Raw genomic sequence first — 15,112 nt, forward strand, 5'->3', positions numbered from 1 at the left:
TGCCCTCGGCCATCACGATACCGGCAGCCAGCTCACCGTTGACCGCGCAAATGCCCCCTTGGCTTTCCCCTAGCGGCCAGCTATGTTGCGATCGCAGATCGCAGCTATGGACCCAAAATGCCGCCCGATATCCCAGCTAGTGAATTGAAAAAATGAAGGAACATCGCCTGGAACCATCCGTGGCGACCTTCATAAACTCACAAGCTGTAGAATGGATATCGTAGCCGGAACGGCTGCAGCACCTCCGAAAGAACAGGGGCTGGAAATTGGGCGATGCAATTGCGGACGTTTTGAACTGGCTTGAAAGCAGAAGCGACATCCAGAGCCTGCGGGCCGCGGTGTGCGACCTGAACGGCATCATGCGCGGCAAGCGCATCCCGGTCGAGCAGGCGCGCAAGGCGCTCGAAGGCAAGCTGCGCATGCCTTATTCGCTGATCGGGCTCGACATCTGGGGAGAGGACATCGAAGGCAACGCCCAGGTTTTCTCGACCGGTGACGCCGACGGGCTTTGCCATTGGACCGGACGCGGCATCCTGCCCGTCAACTGGACGGCGCATCCGACGGCGCTTTTGCCCCTGTGGCTCGCCGACGAGGCCGGCGCACCCTATCTCGGCGATCCGCGCCGCGCGCTCGCCCGCATCCTCGACCGCTACGCAGCGCTTGGTCTGACGCCGGTTACCGCGACCGAGCTTGAATTCTATCTCGTCGATCCGACATCGCAGCGTCCGGTCGGTCCTGTCTCGCCGGTCACCGGCCGGCGTCTCGATTCCGATGCGGCGCTTTCGATCGACGAAATCGACGATTTCGAAGGCTTCATTCACGACATCTACGAAGCCTGCCGCATGCAGGGCATTCCGGTCGATACGGCGATCGCCGAGAACGGCGTCGGCCAGTTCGAGATCAACCTCAACCACGTTCCGGATGCCTTGCGCGCCGCGGACGACGCCGTGCTTTTCAAGCGCACGGTCAAGGGCATCGCGCGCAAGCACGGCTTTGCCGCCTGCTTCATGGCCAAGCCCTATGGCGAGCGCGCCGGCAACGGTTTCCATGTTCATTTCAGCGTGCTCGACAAGGACGGCCGCAACATCTTCGACGACGGCAGCGACCAGGGCTCCGACACCATGCGCCACGCCGTCGGCGGCCTGCTCGCGGCCATGGCCGAAAGCACGCTGGTGTTCGCGCCGCATTTCAACTCCTACCGCCGCTTGCGCCCGCGCTCCTATGCGCCGACGGCTGTCGCCTGGGGCTACGAAAACCGCATGGTGGCGATCCGCATTCCAGGCGGCCCGTCTGCCGCGCGCCGCATCGAGCATCGCGTTTCCGGCGCCGACGCCAATCCCTATCTGGTGCTGGCGGCGATCCTGGGTGCCGCGCTGATGGGCATCGAGCGGCAGCTGTCGCCTGGCGAGCCGACCGGCGGCGAGGGACAGGGCCTCACGCTTGCCAAGCTGCCGCCTGACTGGGCCTCGGCGATCGCCGCCTTCGAGACCGGCAAGCGCGTCGCCGAAATCTTCCCGGCCGTGCTGCGCGACGCTTTCATCGCCTGCAAACGCCAGGAGTTGAACACCTTCGCGCTCAATGTCAGCGACTTCGAGATCGAGACCTATCTCGAAAGCGTCTAACCCCGCGCGGGGCTATTCTCCCGACCGGGCCCGCTGGCGCTCTTGCACGATGACGGCCAGGATCAGCAGCGCGCCCTTGGCGAGCAGCTGGTAGAAGGTCGGCACGGAGGTCAGGATCATGCCGTTGTTGAGGACGCCGATGATCAGCACCCCTAACATGGCGCCGATGATCGTGCCCTTGCCGCCCTGCAGCGCGCAGCCGCCGAGGATCGCGGCGGTGATAGCCTCTAGCTCCAGCCCCTGGCTGCCGGAGGCGGGCTGTCCGGACATGGTGCGGCTGGCCAGCACCAGTCCCGCCACCGCCGCCGCGAAGCCGCTCATCGCATAGATCGAGATCTGGTAGCGGCGGATCGGGATGCCGGCGAGCCGCGCCACCGTCGGATTGCCGCCGAGCGCGTAGATGTTGCGGCCGACGACCGTCTCACGGGTGAAGACGATGAAAGCCGCCATCGCCGCGATCAGCAGCCAGATGGCGAAGGGCAGCCCGAACAGCGTGCCGATGCCCAGCGCGCGCAGGCTGTCGCCGGTGATCGGTATGGAATTGCCGTTGTTCATCAGATAGGCGAGGCCGCGGAAGGCCGACATCGTGCCAAGCGTCGCGATCACCGCATTGACCGGCCCGTAGACGATGATCAGCCCGTTGACTGCGCCTGCCAGCAATCCGGCGAGCAGGCCGGCGAGGATGCCGGCGGGGATCGAGCCGGTTTCCTGGGCGGCGACGGCCAGCACCATCGTGCTCAGGCCGACGATCGACCCGACCGAGATGTCGAGCCCGCCCGATACGATGACGACGGTCTGCGCCATTGCCAGGATGCCGAGAATGGTGACCGCGAGGCCTATGTTGATCAGGTTGCGCGGCGTGAAGAAGACGTCCGGCCTCAACACGCCAAAGATCGCCAGCAGCACGACCAGAGCGATCAGCAGGCTGATGTTTTGCGCGCCGATGCGGCCAAACAGGCTGGCCGGCGCGCGCTCGCGTCCGGCGGTCGCGGTATCGGTCACGACACCCTCCTTTCGATTGCTTTCTTGTCCGAGCGCATGGCCAGTGCCAGCACCGCCTCCTCGCTCGCCTCTTGCCACGGCAGCTCGCCGCTGATGCTGCCGCTCTGCATGACCAGGATGCGGTCGGCAAGGCCGAGCAGCTCCGGCATCTCCGAGGAGATGAGCAGGATGGCGAGGCCCTGGTCGGCCAGGCTTTCGATGAGCCTGTAGATCTCCGCCTTGGCGCCGACATCGATGCCGCGCGTCGGCTCGTCGAGGATCAGGACCGCCGGCCCCCGTGCCTGCCAGCGCGCGAAGACGACTTTCTGCTGGTTGCCGCCGGACAATTTCCCGACGGCCTGCTCGATCGACGGCGTCTTGACCCGGAGCTCGGCGACATGGCGGGCGACCAGCGCGCGCTCGCGCCTGCGGCTGAAGAAGCCGTAGCGCGACACCTTGTCGGGTACCACGAGGCTGACATTGTCGCGCACCGCCTGCATCAAAAGCAAGGCCTCCTGCTTGCGGTCCTCCGGCACCAGCCCGATTCCGGCGGCAACCGCATCCGCCGGCTCGCGCGGCCTGTAAGGCCGGCCGCCGACGGCCATCCGCCCGGAGAGCAGTGGATCGGGGCCGACGACGGCGCGCGCGACTTCCGTCCGTCCCGCGCCGACCAATCCGCCCAGGCCGACGATCTCGCCTGCCCTGACCTCGAAGCTGATCCCGTCGACGCGGCGTGTCGTGACGCCTTCGAGCGCCAGCCGGACCGGCCCGAGCGCGCGCACTTTTCGGTTGAACAGGTCGCTTACCGGCCTGCCGACCATCAGCCGCACCATGCGCTGCTCGTCGAGCGCCGCGATTGGTTCGTCGGCGACGCGGCTGCCGTCGCGCATCACCACGCACCGATCGGCAAGCTCGATGATCTCGCGCAGCCGGTGCGAGATGTAGATCACCGCGACGCCGTCGGCCTTCAGGCGCCGGATGACGCGGAACAGCCGTTGCGCCTCGTCCTCCGTCAAAGACGAGGTCGGCTCGTCGAAGGCAAGCAGCCGCGCGCCCGGCCGCAGCGCGCGCATGATTTCGATCAGCTGCCTGAGCGCCGGGCTCAGGCCATGGCAGCGCTGCCCGGGCGAAAGCACGTCGACCACGCCAAAGGTGCGCAACAGGTCGAGACTGCGTCTTTCGAGATCAGCGCGGTCGAGAAAAATTGCGCCCCGCGCCTTGATGTCGCCGATGAAGATGTTTTCCGCCACCGTAAGCTCCGGGATGATCTCCGGCTCCTGGTGGATGACGCGGATGCCCGAGCCGTGTGCGGCGCGCGGCGAGCTGAGCTGCACCGGCTGCCCGTCGACCAGGACCCGGCCACTATCCGGCCGATGCTCGCCCTCCAGCACGCGCATCAGCGTCGACTTGCCGGCGCCGTTCTCGCCGATCAGCGCGGTGATCTCGCCGACGTTGAAAGCGACCGACACGTCGCGCAGCGCCTGCACGGCGCCGAAGCGCTTGCTGACGCCTTCGACGGCAACGACGGGCACGGTCATGGGCGGGAGACTCCCTTTGAAGCCGCCCGCCCAAAGGCCATCCGCCCCGAGCCCGAAAGGCAGCCTAGGACTTGCAACCGAGAGTGTCCTTGAACTTGGCGAAGTTCTCGCCGCTGATCAGCGTGGCGTCCTGGAAATAGTCCTTCTGCATCTCCTTGCCGGTAGCTTGGTCGTAGAGCGCCTGGATAGCGGCGGCGCCGTGCTTGGCGCTGTCCAGCCACATCGTGCCGCGGAAGCCCGTCGGCTTGCCGGAACCGAAGGCCTCGCAGGAGCGGGAACCGTCGATGCCGATGCCGATGACGTTCTCCGGCTTCATGCCGGCATTCTCCGTGGCGCGCACGCCGCCAAGCACGCCGTCGTCATTGCAGGAGTAGAAGATCCACTTCTCGGCGTCCGGATTGGCTGTCAGCGTCGTCGACACGACATCGATCGAGTTAACCATCGTGTTGTCATAGGGAATCGAGACGATGCGCGACTTGATCTCCGGGATCGCTGCGACCAGCGCTTCCTCCGCGCCCTTGTTGCGGCGCATGCAGGTGTCGGCCTTCTGGTCCTCGATCGAGCCCACGCGCACCTTGGAGAGGTCCTTGTCCCAGCCTTCGGCCTTGACGATGCGGGCAATCTCGCCGCCGACCTGCTTGCCGATGTTGAGCGCGTTCATGCCGACATAGGCGACCGGCGTGCCGTCGGCGAAGGCGATGTCGTCGTCGACAGCAATCAGGCCGATCTTGGCGGCCTTTGCTTTGTCGGCGACGACCGGGCCGAGCGAGCGGTCCGGCACCACCACGGCGATGCCCTTGACGCCGTCGCCGACATAGGTGTCGAAGGTGGTGACGGCGAGGTTGGCGTCGAACTGAACGTCCTGGACAAGCAGGTCGACGCCGAGCTCGGCGGCCTTGTCCTTGGCACCCTTCACCTCGCGGACGAACCAGGGATGGTCGCCCATCTTGTTGATATAGCCGAACTTCATCTTGTCCTGCGCGCCGGCGCCATGGACCGTCAGCGCGACGGCTGCGGTCGCGGCCACAGCAAGCCACGTCCTGATCATGCGTTTCATGGTTTCCTCCTCAATATCGATCCCGGCCGGCGGGAGTCCTTTTTGCTTGAAGACGTTTCCGGCGACCGGCCGCCGGTGCGAAACCTCATTCGTGGTAGAGAACCGAGCGCCCGCCATCGATGACGATGCAGGCCGCGTTGATGAACGGGGCCTCGTCGGAGCCGAGGAAGACGGCAGTCATCGCCACCTCCTCCGGCCGCCCGATGCGGCGCGGCGGGTGCAGGTCGTAGGTGCGCTGGCGCTCCGCCTGCGGATCAGGAAAGGTGTTCCAGTAGTCGACCGCGATCTGCGTCTCGATGTAGCCGGGTGCGATCGCGTTCACGCGAACACCTTCGGCCGCGTATTGAACGCCGAGCGATCGTACCAGGCCGAGCAGTCCGTGCTTGGCAACCGGATAGGGAAAGGTCGAGGGGATGATCGCGAAAGAATGGCACGAAGCGATCGCCACGATCGAACCCTGCGTCTGAGCCCGCATCGCCGGCAGCACGGCGCGCGCCGAATACCACACCCCGTCGAGATCGACGGCAAAGCAGCGCCGCCATTCCTCTTCCGTGGTTTCCAGCGGCTCGTGGAAAACGTTGATGCCGGCATTGGCGACCAGCACGTCGATGCGGCCGAAGGTGGCAAGCGCTTGCTCGGCCATCGCTTTGCAGGATGCGATATCGGCGACGTCGGTCTCCACGAACAGCGCCCGAGCGCCGGCTTCGACCAGCGACGCGGCAACGCTCTTTCCGCTGAGCGCATCCTTTTCGGCCACGACGATGGCCGCACCCTCGGCGGCCATCGCGCGCGCCGTCGCCTCGCCGATGCCGCGCCCGGCGCCGGTGACAATCACCACCTTGTCCTTCAGTCGCCCGGCCATGGTCACCAGTCCACGATGGTGCCGTCGGCAAGGACGGCATTGGTGGTGTGCATGACCTCCGGCCTGTAGGGATGCCGGTCGGCGACCGCTTCGTCGACCTCGACGCCGAGCCCGGGCGCATCCGGCACCTGCCAGCAGCCGTCGATCATGCGGATCGGCCCCTTCACCACCTCGAAATACCAGGGCACGGCACCGACCATCTCTTCCTGGATCAGGTGATTGGGCGTGGAGACCGCGAAATGCAGCGCCGCCGCGCCGGCGATCGGACCGAGCGGATTGTGCGGCGCCACACCGACCGAGACCGCCTCGGCCATGGCGGCGATTTTCTTCGCCTCGAGCAGGCCGCCGCAGTGGCAGATGTCCGGCTGCACGATGTCGACCGCCCTTGCCCGGAAAAGGTCGTCGAATTCGGGACGATCGATCAGCCGCTCGCCGGTGGCGATCGGCACGCGCGATTTGGCGACGAGCTGCGCCAGCGCGCCGGTCTCGCCCGGCGGCAGCGGCTCTTCGACGAACATCGGTCGGTAGGGCGCAAGCGCGTCGATATAGGCGAGCGCGGTGGAGGCCGAGGCGGGACGGCCGTGGAAATCGACCATGATCTCGACTTCGGGACCGACTGTCTTGCGCAGCGCCTCCATTAGGCGGCCGACCTTGTCGACCTCGACGAGCGGCGCATGATAGTGGCTGTAGGGGATGAAGACGGCCTTCAGCGCGCGATAGCCCGTGGCAACCACTTCGGAGGCGCGCCGCACCAACGGCTCGGTCTCCAACGTTTCGTAGACGGCGCGCATGTCGCCGAGGCCGAGATGCGTGTAGACCTTGACCCGGTCGCGCACCTTGCCGCCGAGCAAGCGCCAGACCGGCTGATCGAGCCATTTGCCAAAAATGTCCCAGAGCGCCAGCTCGATGCCGGAAACCGCCGACATGCCGATGACGCCGAGCCGCCAGAACGAGTGCTTTTTGAGGATGCGCACCGCCTGCTCGATGTCGCGCGGGTCGCGGCCGACCAGAAGCGGCGCGAGGTCATTGACGGCGCCGACGACGGCCTGGGTCTTCCATTCCAGCGTCGCCTCGCCCCAACCGTAGAGGCCCGGCTGGTCGGTCTCGACACGCACGAACACCCAGTTGCGCATATCCGCGTTCACGACGCGCGTGGTGATGGCCACGATCCTCAAGCGCAACACCTCCCATGACGCTAATTAGATCATATGAAATTGAAATATCATATGATAAAAAATGGCGTCAAGCCGGAAACGTCACCCTCTGGCGTGAAGATCGTCGGCGGCGATGTCAAGCAGCCTGTTCATGGCGCCGCGGGCGCCGGCGGTATCGCGGACGCGGATCGCCTCCAGCACCGCGACATGCGCCGACAGCGCGCGCGATTGCGCCTCCATCAACGGATTGGTGACCAGGAAAGTGGCGCGCAGGGCAGCTTCCAGCATGCCAACCAGCCCCTTGAGCACGACATTATGGCTGGCGGCGATGACGCCCTTGTGGAAGGCAAGGTCCGCCTGGCAGACCGCGTTGAGGTCGCCCGGGATATTGTCGCGCATGCCGACGACCGCGCGTTCGATTTCGGCGAGATCGGCGGCGCTGGCGCGCCTTGCCGCAAGCTCGGCCGCCGCCGGCTCAAAGATGCGGCGCGCCTCGAGCAGGCCGGAAACCAGCTCCTCGTCATCCTGGATGGAAGGGTGCCAGCCGAGCACCACCGGGTCGAGCAGGCGCCAGCTGTCGCGCGGCAGCACGCGCACGCCCGCCCGCCGCCTGGCCTCGACAAGACCTTTCGCCGACAGCACCTTGACCGCTTCCCGAACCGAGGTGCGGCTGACGCCCAGCATGGCGCAGAGCTCCTCCTCGCGCGGCAAGGCTGCACCGGGAGCATAGTCGCCGCCCAGGATGCGGCTGCCCAGCACGCTGACGACGGCGTTGTGCACGCTTGCGCCGCCCTGGTCGACCGAAGGCATCCACCCGGTTGCGTCCGAAGGAACGATATTTTCCACGCAATCCTCTCCCGATAGAGCAAGTTGCTGCCGGCAGTTGTATGAAAGCTTACGTCTTATGTAAATCACTCATTCATACGATCTGTCATGATCATAGGAGCGGGTCGGTGATGCTTTCGGTTCGGGAAATCCGGCCGCCACCGGCGTCAGCCCGCACCGACGGGCGCGCTCAGCGCGCCGCCCACACAAGTCCGCGGCGCAGGATGGTGCGCATCTGCGGCACCTCGAATTCCTTGGCCGCGTGGCCGAGCGACGAATAGAACACCCGCCCTTTGCCGTGCCGGCGCCTCCAAACCACGGGCATGACAACGCCGGCGATCCACGGCGCGTGCTCGCCCGAGAAGGTGGTGGTCGCCAGCACGTCGTTCGATGGATCGACATGCATGTAATATTGCTCGGAGCGGTATTGGAAATCGTCGATGCCTGCCACGATCGGGTCGTCGCGCCGCACGATATTCACACGATAGTCGATGATGTTGCCGGGATGGGCAACCCACTGGCCGCCGCACATGAACTGGTAGTCCGTCGATTCGCGAAACGCGTCGCCCATGCCGCCGTGATAGCCGCCGAGGCCGACGCCGTTTTCGACCGCTTTGGTGAGGTTCGCCTCTTCGGCCTTGGCGAGCTTGGACATGGTGTAGATCGGCACGATCAGGCTGAGGTCGGCGATCGCCGGGTCGGCGAACACCGCGGTCGTATTTTCCAAGCGCACGGCAAAGCCTTCCTCCTCAAGCATCGCTTTGAGGAGGCGCGCCCCGGCTTCGGGTTCATGCCCTTCCCAGCCGCCCCATACGATCAGTGCCTGCCGCATCTTCCGCTCCTTATGCATTTGGCCGCGCGGCCGGATATAGGGCAGCGAGGCGCCGGGCTGACCATCGCCGAGTCGAGCTTGAAGGGAAAGTGACGCGAACGAAAACGGCCCGCGCGACGCCCGATCGCCCGACGCTCGTCCTGGTTCAGCGGAAGCTCTGCGCCAGTTACCGAGCTGATCCCTGCGATCCTGCCGCGGGGAGATCAGACCGTGTCGAAGTCGAGGAGCTGCGTGGCCACGGCACGTTCCTCGTCGGCCGGAATGACAAGAACATCGACGCTGGACTCTCGCGCGCTGACCAGCGCTTCGCCGCTGCGATTTAAACCATGGTCGACCACGACACCAAGCCAGGCAGCAGCCTCGCAGATCTCTTGCCGGATCTGCCATGCATTTTCGCCGATGCCGGCGGTGAACACGAGCGTGTCGAGGCCTCCAAGCGCGGCCGCGAGCGATCCGATCTCACGTCCGGCGCGATAGACGAAGAGCGCGACGGCACGCGCCGCCGCCGGGTCTTTCGACCCAAGCAGCGCCTGCATGTCTCCGGAAATGCCGGATACGCCCAGCAGGCCGGACTGCTCGTAGAGCAATTCGGTCACTCGGTCGGCCGACAGCTTGCGCTCCTGCAGAAGGTGCAGGATCACGCCAGGATCGATGGCGCCGCAACGGGTGCTCATGACGAGGCCGTCAAGCGTCGAAAAACCCATGGTCGTGGCGAGGCTTACTCCTGCCTTCATCGCACACAGGCTCGCGCCGCTGCCGAGATGGGCGGCAATCGTTCGGCCACCGGCAGCGTCGCCGTAGCGCTCGCGGAGCTTCGCTGCGATGTGCCTGTAGGAGAGCCCGTGGAAGCCGTAGGAGACGATGCCCTGTTCCGACATCTCTCGCGGCAAGCCATAGAGCCTGGCAAGCTCCGGCCGCGCCGTGTGAAAGGCCGTATCGAAGCAGCCGACCTGCTTGGCTTCGGGCAAAAGCCGACCGGCCAGTTGGACGATCTCCAGGTTGATCGCCTGATGGATCGGTGCGAGCGGCTCAAGCCTATGCAGCGCGTCGAGCGTGCGCTCGTCGAGCAAGGTCGCTTGGGTAAGTTCTTGCCCGCCATGGACGATGCGGTGCCCGACCGTGCCGATCCGGCGCAAAAGAGCGTGATCCTCGAGATAGGAAACTATGGCCTCGAACGCCTTTGCTATCCCGATCGGTTCGTCCCCCAGGCTCCTGTCGATTTCGCGTGACAATTCTGAGGGCGCGACATGCAATCGTGGATGATGTCCGATCGACGACACGCTGCCGCGCACCAGCAGGTGAAGCTCGTCTTGCTGCTGAAACACGGCGAACTTCAGGCTTGAGGAGCCGCCGTTGAGGACGAGAATGGCATCGGTCATGGTCGGCCGGTCCCGGCCAATCGTGCGCTCGTCCATTTGGCCTGGCGCTTCGGCATCGACTACTGCTCCCATTTCCAGCCGAGGACCTCGGGCATGTCCTGCCCATGCTCGCGGATATAGGCCCGGTGCTCGATCAGCTTGCCTTCCATCGCCTGCTTCAGCCGGATATGCGCGCCGGCCGGGTCGGGAATGCGGTCGAGCACGCCCAAGACGAGATGATAGCGGTCGAGGCCATTGAGGACGGTCATGTCGAAGGGCGTCGTCGTCGTCCCTTCCTCATTGTAGCCGCGCACGTGGATGTTGTCGTGGTTGGTCCGCCGGTAAGTCAGGCGATGGATGGTCCATGGATAGCCGTGATACGCGAAGATGACTGGCTTATCGGCCGTGAAAAACGCGTCGAATTCACGATCCGACAGGCCGTGCGGGTGGTGTTCCTTGGGCTGCAAAGTCATCAGGTCGACTATGTTGACCACCCGCACCTTGAGGCCGGGAACGTGGCGTTTCAGAATTTGGACCGCGGCCAGCGTCTCGAGCGTCGGCACGTCGCCGGCGCAGGCCATCACCACATCCGGCTCTGCCCCGCCGTCGGTCGACGCCCACTCCCATATGCCGATACCGGCCTTGCAGTGGACTTTCGCCTCGGTGATCGACAGCCACTGCCACGAATTGGCTTTGCCGGCGACGATCACGTTGATGCGGTTCCATGTCCGAAGCACATGATCCGTCACGCAAAGCAGGCTGTTGGCATCCGCCGGCAGATAGACGCGCACGATGTCCGCCTTCTTGTTCAAGGCGACATCGATGAAGCCCGGATCCTGATGGCTGAAGCCATTGTGCTCCTGCTGCCAGACATGGCTCGACAACAAATAGTTCAAGGACGCAATCGGCCGCCGCCACGGCAGCTTGCCGCAGGCATCCAGCCATTTCGCATGCTGGTTAAACATGGAATCGACAATGTGCGTGAAGGCCTCGTAGCAGGAGAACAGGCCGTGCCGGCCGGTAAGCAGATAGCCTTCCAGCCAGCCCTGACAGGTATGCTCGGACAGGATTTCCAGAACCCTGCCTTCGCGGCCGAGATGCACATCTTCGGGCAGAATCTTTTCCATCCAGGCGCGCTCGGTCACCTCGAAGACGTCCTGCAGCCGGTTCGAAGCCGTCTCGTCGGGACCGACAATGCGGAAGTTTTTGGCGCTTTGGTTCAATGCCATGACGTCGCGCAGGAAACCGCCCATCACACGGGTCGACTCTGCTTTCACGCCGCCGGGCTGCTGGACAGATACGGCATGCTCTTGCAGGCTTGGCAGTTGGAGGGAGCGGCGCAGCAGGCCGCCATTGGCATGCGGATTGGCGCTCATGCGTCTGCCGCCTTGCGGGGCAGTGGCGCGGATCATGGCCACTGGCGCGCCCTCGGCATCGAAAAGCTCTTCGGGCCGATAACTTCTCAGCCACTCCTCGAGCATCTTCAGATGCGCAGGGTTTTCGGCGAGACCGGAGAGCGGAACCTGATGCGCGCGCCAGAATCCTTCGGTCTTCAGCCCGTCGACCTCCTTGGGGCCTGTCCAGCCCTTCGGGCTTCTAAGGATGATCATCGGCCATTTCGGCCGGCCGTCGGCAGTCTCTCCGCCGCTGCGCGCCGCCTGCTGAATTGCCTGGATGCGGTCCAGCGCATCGTCGAGTACGACGGCCATCCGCTCATGCATCAGGGGCGGATCGTCACCCTCGACGAACAGCGGTTCGTAGCCATAGCCGACGAATAGCGCCCGCAATTCTTCGTCAGAGATGCGGGCGAGAATGGTGGGACTGGCGATCTTATAGCCGTTGAGATGGAGGATCGGCAGCACCGCGCCGTCCTGCGCCGGGTTGAGGAACTTGTTACAGTGCCAGGATGTGGCGAGCGGGCCGGTTTCCGCCTCGCCGTCGCCGACGACGCAGGCGACGATAAGATCCGGGTTGTCGAAGGCCGCGCCAAAGGCATGCGAAAGCGCGTAGCCGAGCTCGCCGCCTTCATGGATCGACCCGGGCACATCGGGAGCGGCATGGCTCGGGATGCCTCCCGGAAAGGAAAACTGCCGGAAGAGCGTCCTCATTCCGGCCTCTTCGAGGGAAATATCCGGATTGCTCTCGCTATAGGTGCCTTCGAGATAGCTGTTTGCAACCATGGCCGGTCCGCCATGGCCGGGGCCGCAGATGTAAATGACGTTGACATCGCGAAGTCTGATCGCGCGGTTGAGATGCGCGTATATGAAGCTGAGGCCCGGCGAGGTTCCCCAATGCCCAAGCAGCCTGGGCTTGACGTGCGCCAGCCGAAGCGGCTCGCGAAGCAGCGGATTGTCGAGCAGATAGATCTGCCCGACGGTCAGGTAGTTGGCGGCACGCCAGTAGGCATCGATGTCGTGCAGCTCCTGTGCGGACAAGCGATTGGTGCTGGGATGCGTGGTCATTTCCGACTCCTTCGCTGTTCCAAACTCACCCGGCTGAGACACAACGCATGGACGTCGCCGCCGGTTCATGACCGGTCGGCGCCGCGAGCGGGCCCCATTGCGACACGCGGCCCACTGCCAGCACATGAACTGGTAGCGTCGATGCGCGAAACGCGTCCGGCAATGCCGCGTTATAGCCGCCAAGGCCAGCGCCGTTTCGACCGCTTTGGTGAGGTTGGCCTCTTCAGCTTTGCAAGCTTTGCACCATCAGGCCGACTTCGGCACCGCCGGCTCCACGAAGGCCCCGGTGGTGCTTTCCACGCGCACGGCGAAGCTCTCCTCCTCGAGCATCGTTCCGACGACGCACGCCCGGGCGACCATCGCAGCAAAAAGTCGAGTCGAGCTTGAGGGCAATGTAGGGCCGCAAACGCAAACGGCCTGCGTTGGCGGGCCGTGGATTGGTGTGGGGGACAGGATTTGGCTTTTCTGCCGGCGCTGCGTCGGTTCGCTGCTTGCGGGCCTGATGACCGCTCACATCAGCCGGCCAGTATGGCCAGATACAAAAACGCCCGCACGAGGCGGGCGTTTTTGGATTGGTTGCGGGGACAGGATTTGAACCTGTGACCTTCAGGTTATGAGCCTGACGAGCTACCGGGCTGCTCCACCCCGCGTCACCATAGAGGTAAGTTTGCGCTTACCGTATTCAAGGGACCGCCCAATGAAAGGGCCGCTTGCGCGGCCCGGGATCCCGTTTGGCGGGCCTCATGCATGTCGCTCAAAAGTGTTAGCGGTTTTGAGGCAACGACATGCATCACAACAATCGCAAGGAGAAGATTTGTCTGCATCCGGATCCGGATGTGAGATGAACGTGCGCTTGGCAGACCTGGCAGCGACCTACTCTCCCGCGTCTTGAGACGAAGTACCATCAGCGCTGGAGCGTTTCACGGCCGAGTTCGGAATGGGATCGGGTGCAGCCGCTCCGCCATAACCACCAGGTCGGCGAAACGCACGTTCAAATCGAGAAGCTGTTCAAGCGCGATCCGAGGATCGTCGCCAAGCGCGATCCAAAGGATCGTCGTTTTGTGCCAAGGCGACGTCTGCGTTTTGCCTACGGGCGAAGCCCGCAAGCGCGACTGCGCGTCGCCGGTCGTCCGGCGCCCTCGCGGAGCATAGGCCCGTAAGGGCCGCTCATGCGTGAGCGCTGGCAGACCATCCGACTTTGTCGGATGGATATTAGGAATGAGAACGATCAAGCCGATCGAACTATTAGTACCGGTAAGCTTCAAGCGTTGCCGCTCTTCCACACCCGGCCTATCAACGTGGTCGTCTTCCACGGTTCTCAGGGAATACTCGTTTCAAGGTGGGTTTCCCGCTTAGATGCCTTCAGCGGTTATCCCGTCCGGATATAGCTACCCTGCAATGCGGCTGGCGCCACAACAGGTCCACCAGAGATCCGTCCATCCCGGTCCTCTCGTACTAGGGACAGATCCTTTCAATATTCCTACACCCACGGCAGATAGGGACCGAACTGTCTCACGACGTTCTGAACCCAACTCACGTACCGCTTTAAATGGCGAACAGCCATACCCTTGGGACCTGCTCCAGCCCCAGGATGCGATGAGTCGACATCGAGGTGCCAAACAACCCCGTCGATATGGACTCTTGGGGGTCATCAGCCTGTTATCCCCGGCGTACCTTTTATCCGTTGAGCGATGGCCCTTCCACACGGGACCACCGGATCACTATGACCGACTTTCGTCTCTGCTCGACTTGTCAGTCTCGCAGTCAGGCAGGCTTATGCCATTGCACTCAGCGAACGATTTCCGACCGTTCTGAGCCCACCATCGCGCGCCTCCGTTACTCTTTAGGAGGCGACCGCCCCAGTCAAACTACCCACCATACATTGTCCCGGACCCGGATAACGGGCCGCGGTTAGACATCCATAGTGATAAGGGTGGTATTTCAAGGGTGGCTCCACCTGAGCTGGCGCCCAGGCTTCAAAGCCTACCACCTATCCTACACATGCCACTACGAATGCCAATGTAAAGCTATAGTAAAGGTGCACGGGGTCTTTCCGTCTAACCGCAGGAACCCCGCATCTTCACGGGGAATTCAATTTCACTGAGTCTATGCTGGAGACAGCGGGGAAGTCGTTACGCCATTCGTGCAGGTCGGAACTTACCCGACAAGGAATTTCGCTACCTTAGGACCGTTATAGTTACGGCCGCCGTTTACTGGGGCTTCGATTCAGAGCTTGCACCCCTCCTCTTAACCTTCCAGCACCGGGCAGGCGTCAGACCCTATACGTCGTCTTGCGACTTCGCAGAGCCCTGTGTTTTTGATAAACAGTCGCTACCCCCTGGTCTGTGCCACCCTCCTCTGCTTGCGCAAAAAAGGGTCACGCTTCTTCCGAAGTTACGCGTGCAATTTGCCGAGTTCCTT

10 protein-coding genes, 1 tRNA gene and 2 rRNA genes (1 of these 13 running past the window's edge) are annotated in these 15,112 nt (G+C 63.9%); 1 reads left to right on the plus strand and 12 read right to left on the minus strand.

Annotated features, from left to right (window positions below; translation table 11 throughout):
- Window positions 1-266: 266 nt before the first annotated feature.
- Window positions 267-1,622 (plus strand): glutamine synthetase family protein, encoded by a 1,356-nt coding sequence (locus A9K66_RS01305; protein ID WP_067319031.1) that lies wholly within the window; start codon window positions 267-269, stop codon window positions 1,620-1,622.
- A 12-nt stretch (window positions 1,623-1,634) separates the two neighbouring features.
- On the opposite strand, the gene A9K66_RS01310 is transcribed toward A9K66_RS01305, so the two are convergent.
- The 12 genes from A9K66_RS01310 to A9K66_RS01365 all read right to left on the minus strand — a co-directional run.
- Complete coding sequence (locus A9K66_RS01310; protein WP_082953629.1) at window positions 1,635-2,624, minus strand: ABC transporter permease; 990 nt, start codon at window positions 2,622-2,624, stop codon at window positions 1,635-1,637.
- Window positions 2,621-4,141 carry a sugar ABC transporter ATP-binding protein gene (locus tag A9K66_RS01315; protein WP_067319034.1) on the minus strand — a complete coding sequence of 507 codons (1,521 nt, stop codon included), beginning with the start codon at window positions 4,139-4,141 and terminating at the stop codon, window positions 2,621-2,623. The genes A9K66_RS01310 and A9K66_RS01315 overlap by 4 nt, the downstream gene beginning before the upstream one ends.
- 64 nt (window positions 4,142-4,205) lie before the next feature.
- Window positions 4,206-5,198 carry a substrate-binding domain-containing protein gene (locus tag A9K66_RS01320; protein WP_082953661.1) on the minus strand — a complete coding sequence of 331 codons (993 nt, stop codon included), beginning with the start codon at window positions 5,196-5,198 and terminating at the stop codon, window positions 4,206-4,208.
- A gap of 85 nt (window positions 5,199-5,283) precedes the next feature.
- Window positions 5,284-6,060 (minus strand): SDR family oxidoreductase, encoded by a 777-nt coding sequence (locus tag A9K66_RS01325; protein ID WP_066990055.1) that lies wholly within the window; start codon window positions 6,058-6,060, stop codon window positions 5,284-5,286.
- Between the two features lie 2 nt (window positions 6,061-6,062).
- Entirely contained in the window at window positions 6,063-7,226 is a 1,164-nt protein-coding gene (dgoD, locus tag A9K66_RS01330) for a galactonate dehydratase (protein WP_245299514.1), read from the minus strand.
- Window positions 7,227-7,316: 90 nt separating this feature from the next.
- The gene (locus A9K66_RS01335; protein WP_082953630.1) at window positions 7,317-8,060 is read right to left on the minus strand and encodes a FadR/GntR family transcriptional regulator; all 744 of its coding nucleotides are present in this window, start codon (window positions 8,058-8,060) and stop codon (window positions 7,317-7,319) included.
- 169 nt (window positions 8,061-8,229) lie between these two features.
- The gene (locus tag A9K66_RS01340) at window positions 8,230-8,871 is read right to left on the minus strand and encodes a ThuA domain-containing protein (protein WP_067319633.1); all 642 of its coding nucleotides are present in this window, start codon (window positions 8,869-8,871) and stop codon (window positions 8,230-8,232) included.
- 203 nt (window positions 8,872-9,074) lie between these two features.
- Window positions 9,075-10,250, minus strand: a complete 1,176-nt coding sequence (locus tag A9K66_RS01345) for an acetate/propionate family kinase (protein ID WP_067319635.1) — start codon at window positions 10,248-10,250, stop codon at window positions 9,075-9,077.
- Between the two features lie 59 nt (window positions 10,251-10,309).
- On the minus strand, window positions 10,310-12,691 hold the full coding sequence (locus A9K66_RS01350; RefSeq protein ID WP_067319039.1) for a phosphoketolase family protein: 2,382 nt from the start codon (window positions 12,689-12,691) through the stop codon (window positions 10,310-10,312).
- A gap of 573 nt (window positions 12,692-13,264) precedes the next feature.
- Window positions 13,265-13,341 (minus strand) — tRNA-Met (locus tag A9K66_RS01355).
- A gap of 210 nt (window positions 13,342-13,551) precedes the next feature.
- Window positions 13,552-13,666 (minus strand): 5S ribosomal RNA (gene rrf, locus A9K66_RS01360).
- Window positions 13,667-13,915: 249 nt separating this feature from the next.
- Window positions 13,916-15,112 (minus strand): 23S ribosomal RNA (locus A9K66_RS01365); it runs 1,732 nt beyond the window's last position.

Source organism: Mesorhizobium sp. AA23, assembly GCF_001672435.1.
Lineage (GTDB): Bacteria > Pseudomonadota > Alphaproteobacteria > Rhizobiales > Rhizobiaceae > Mesorhizobium.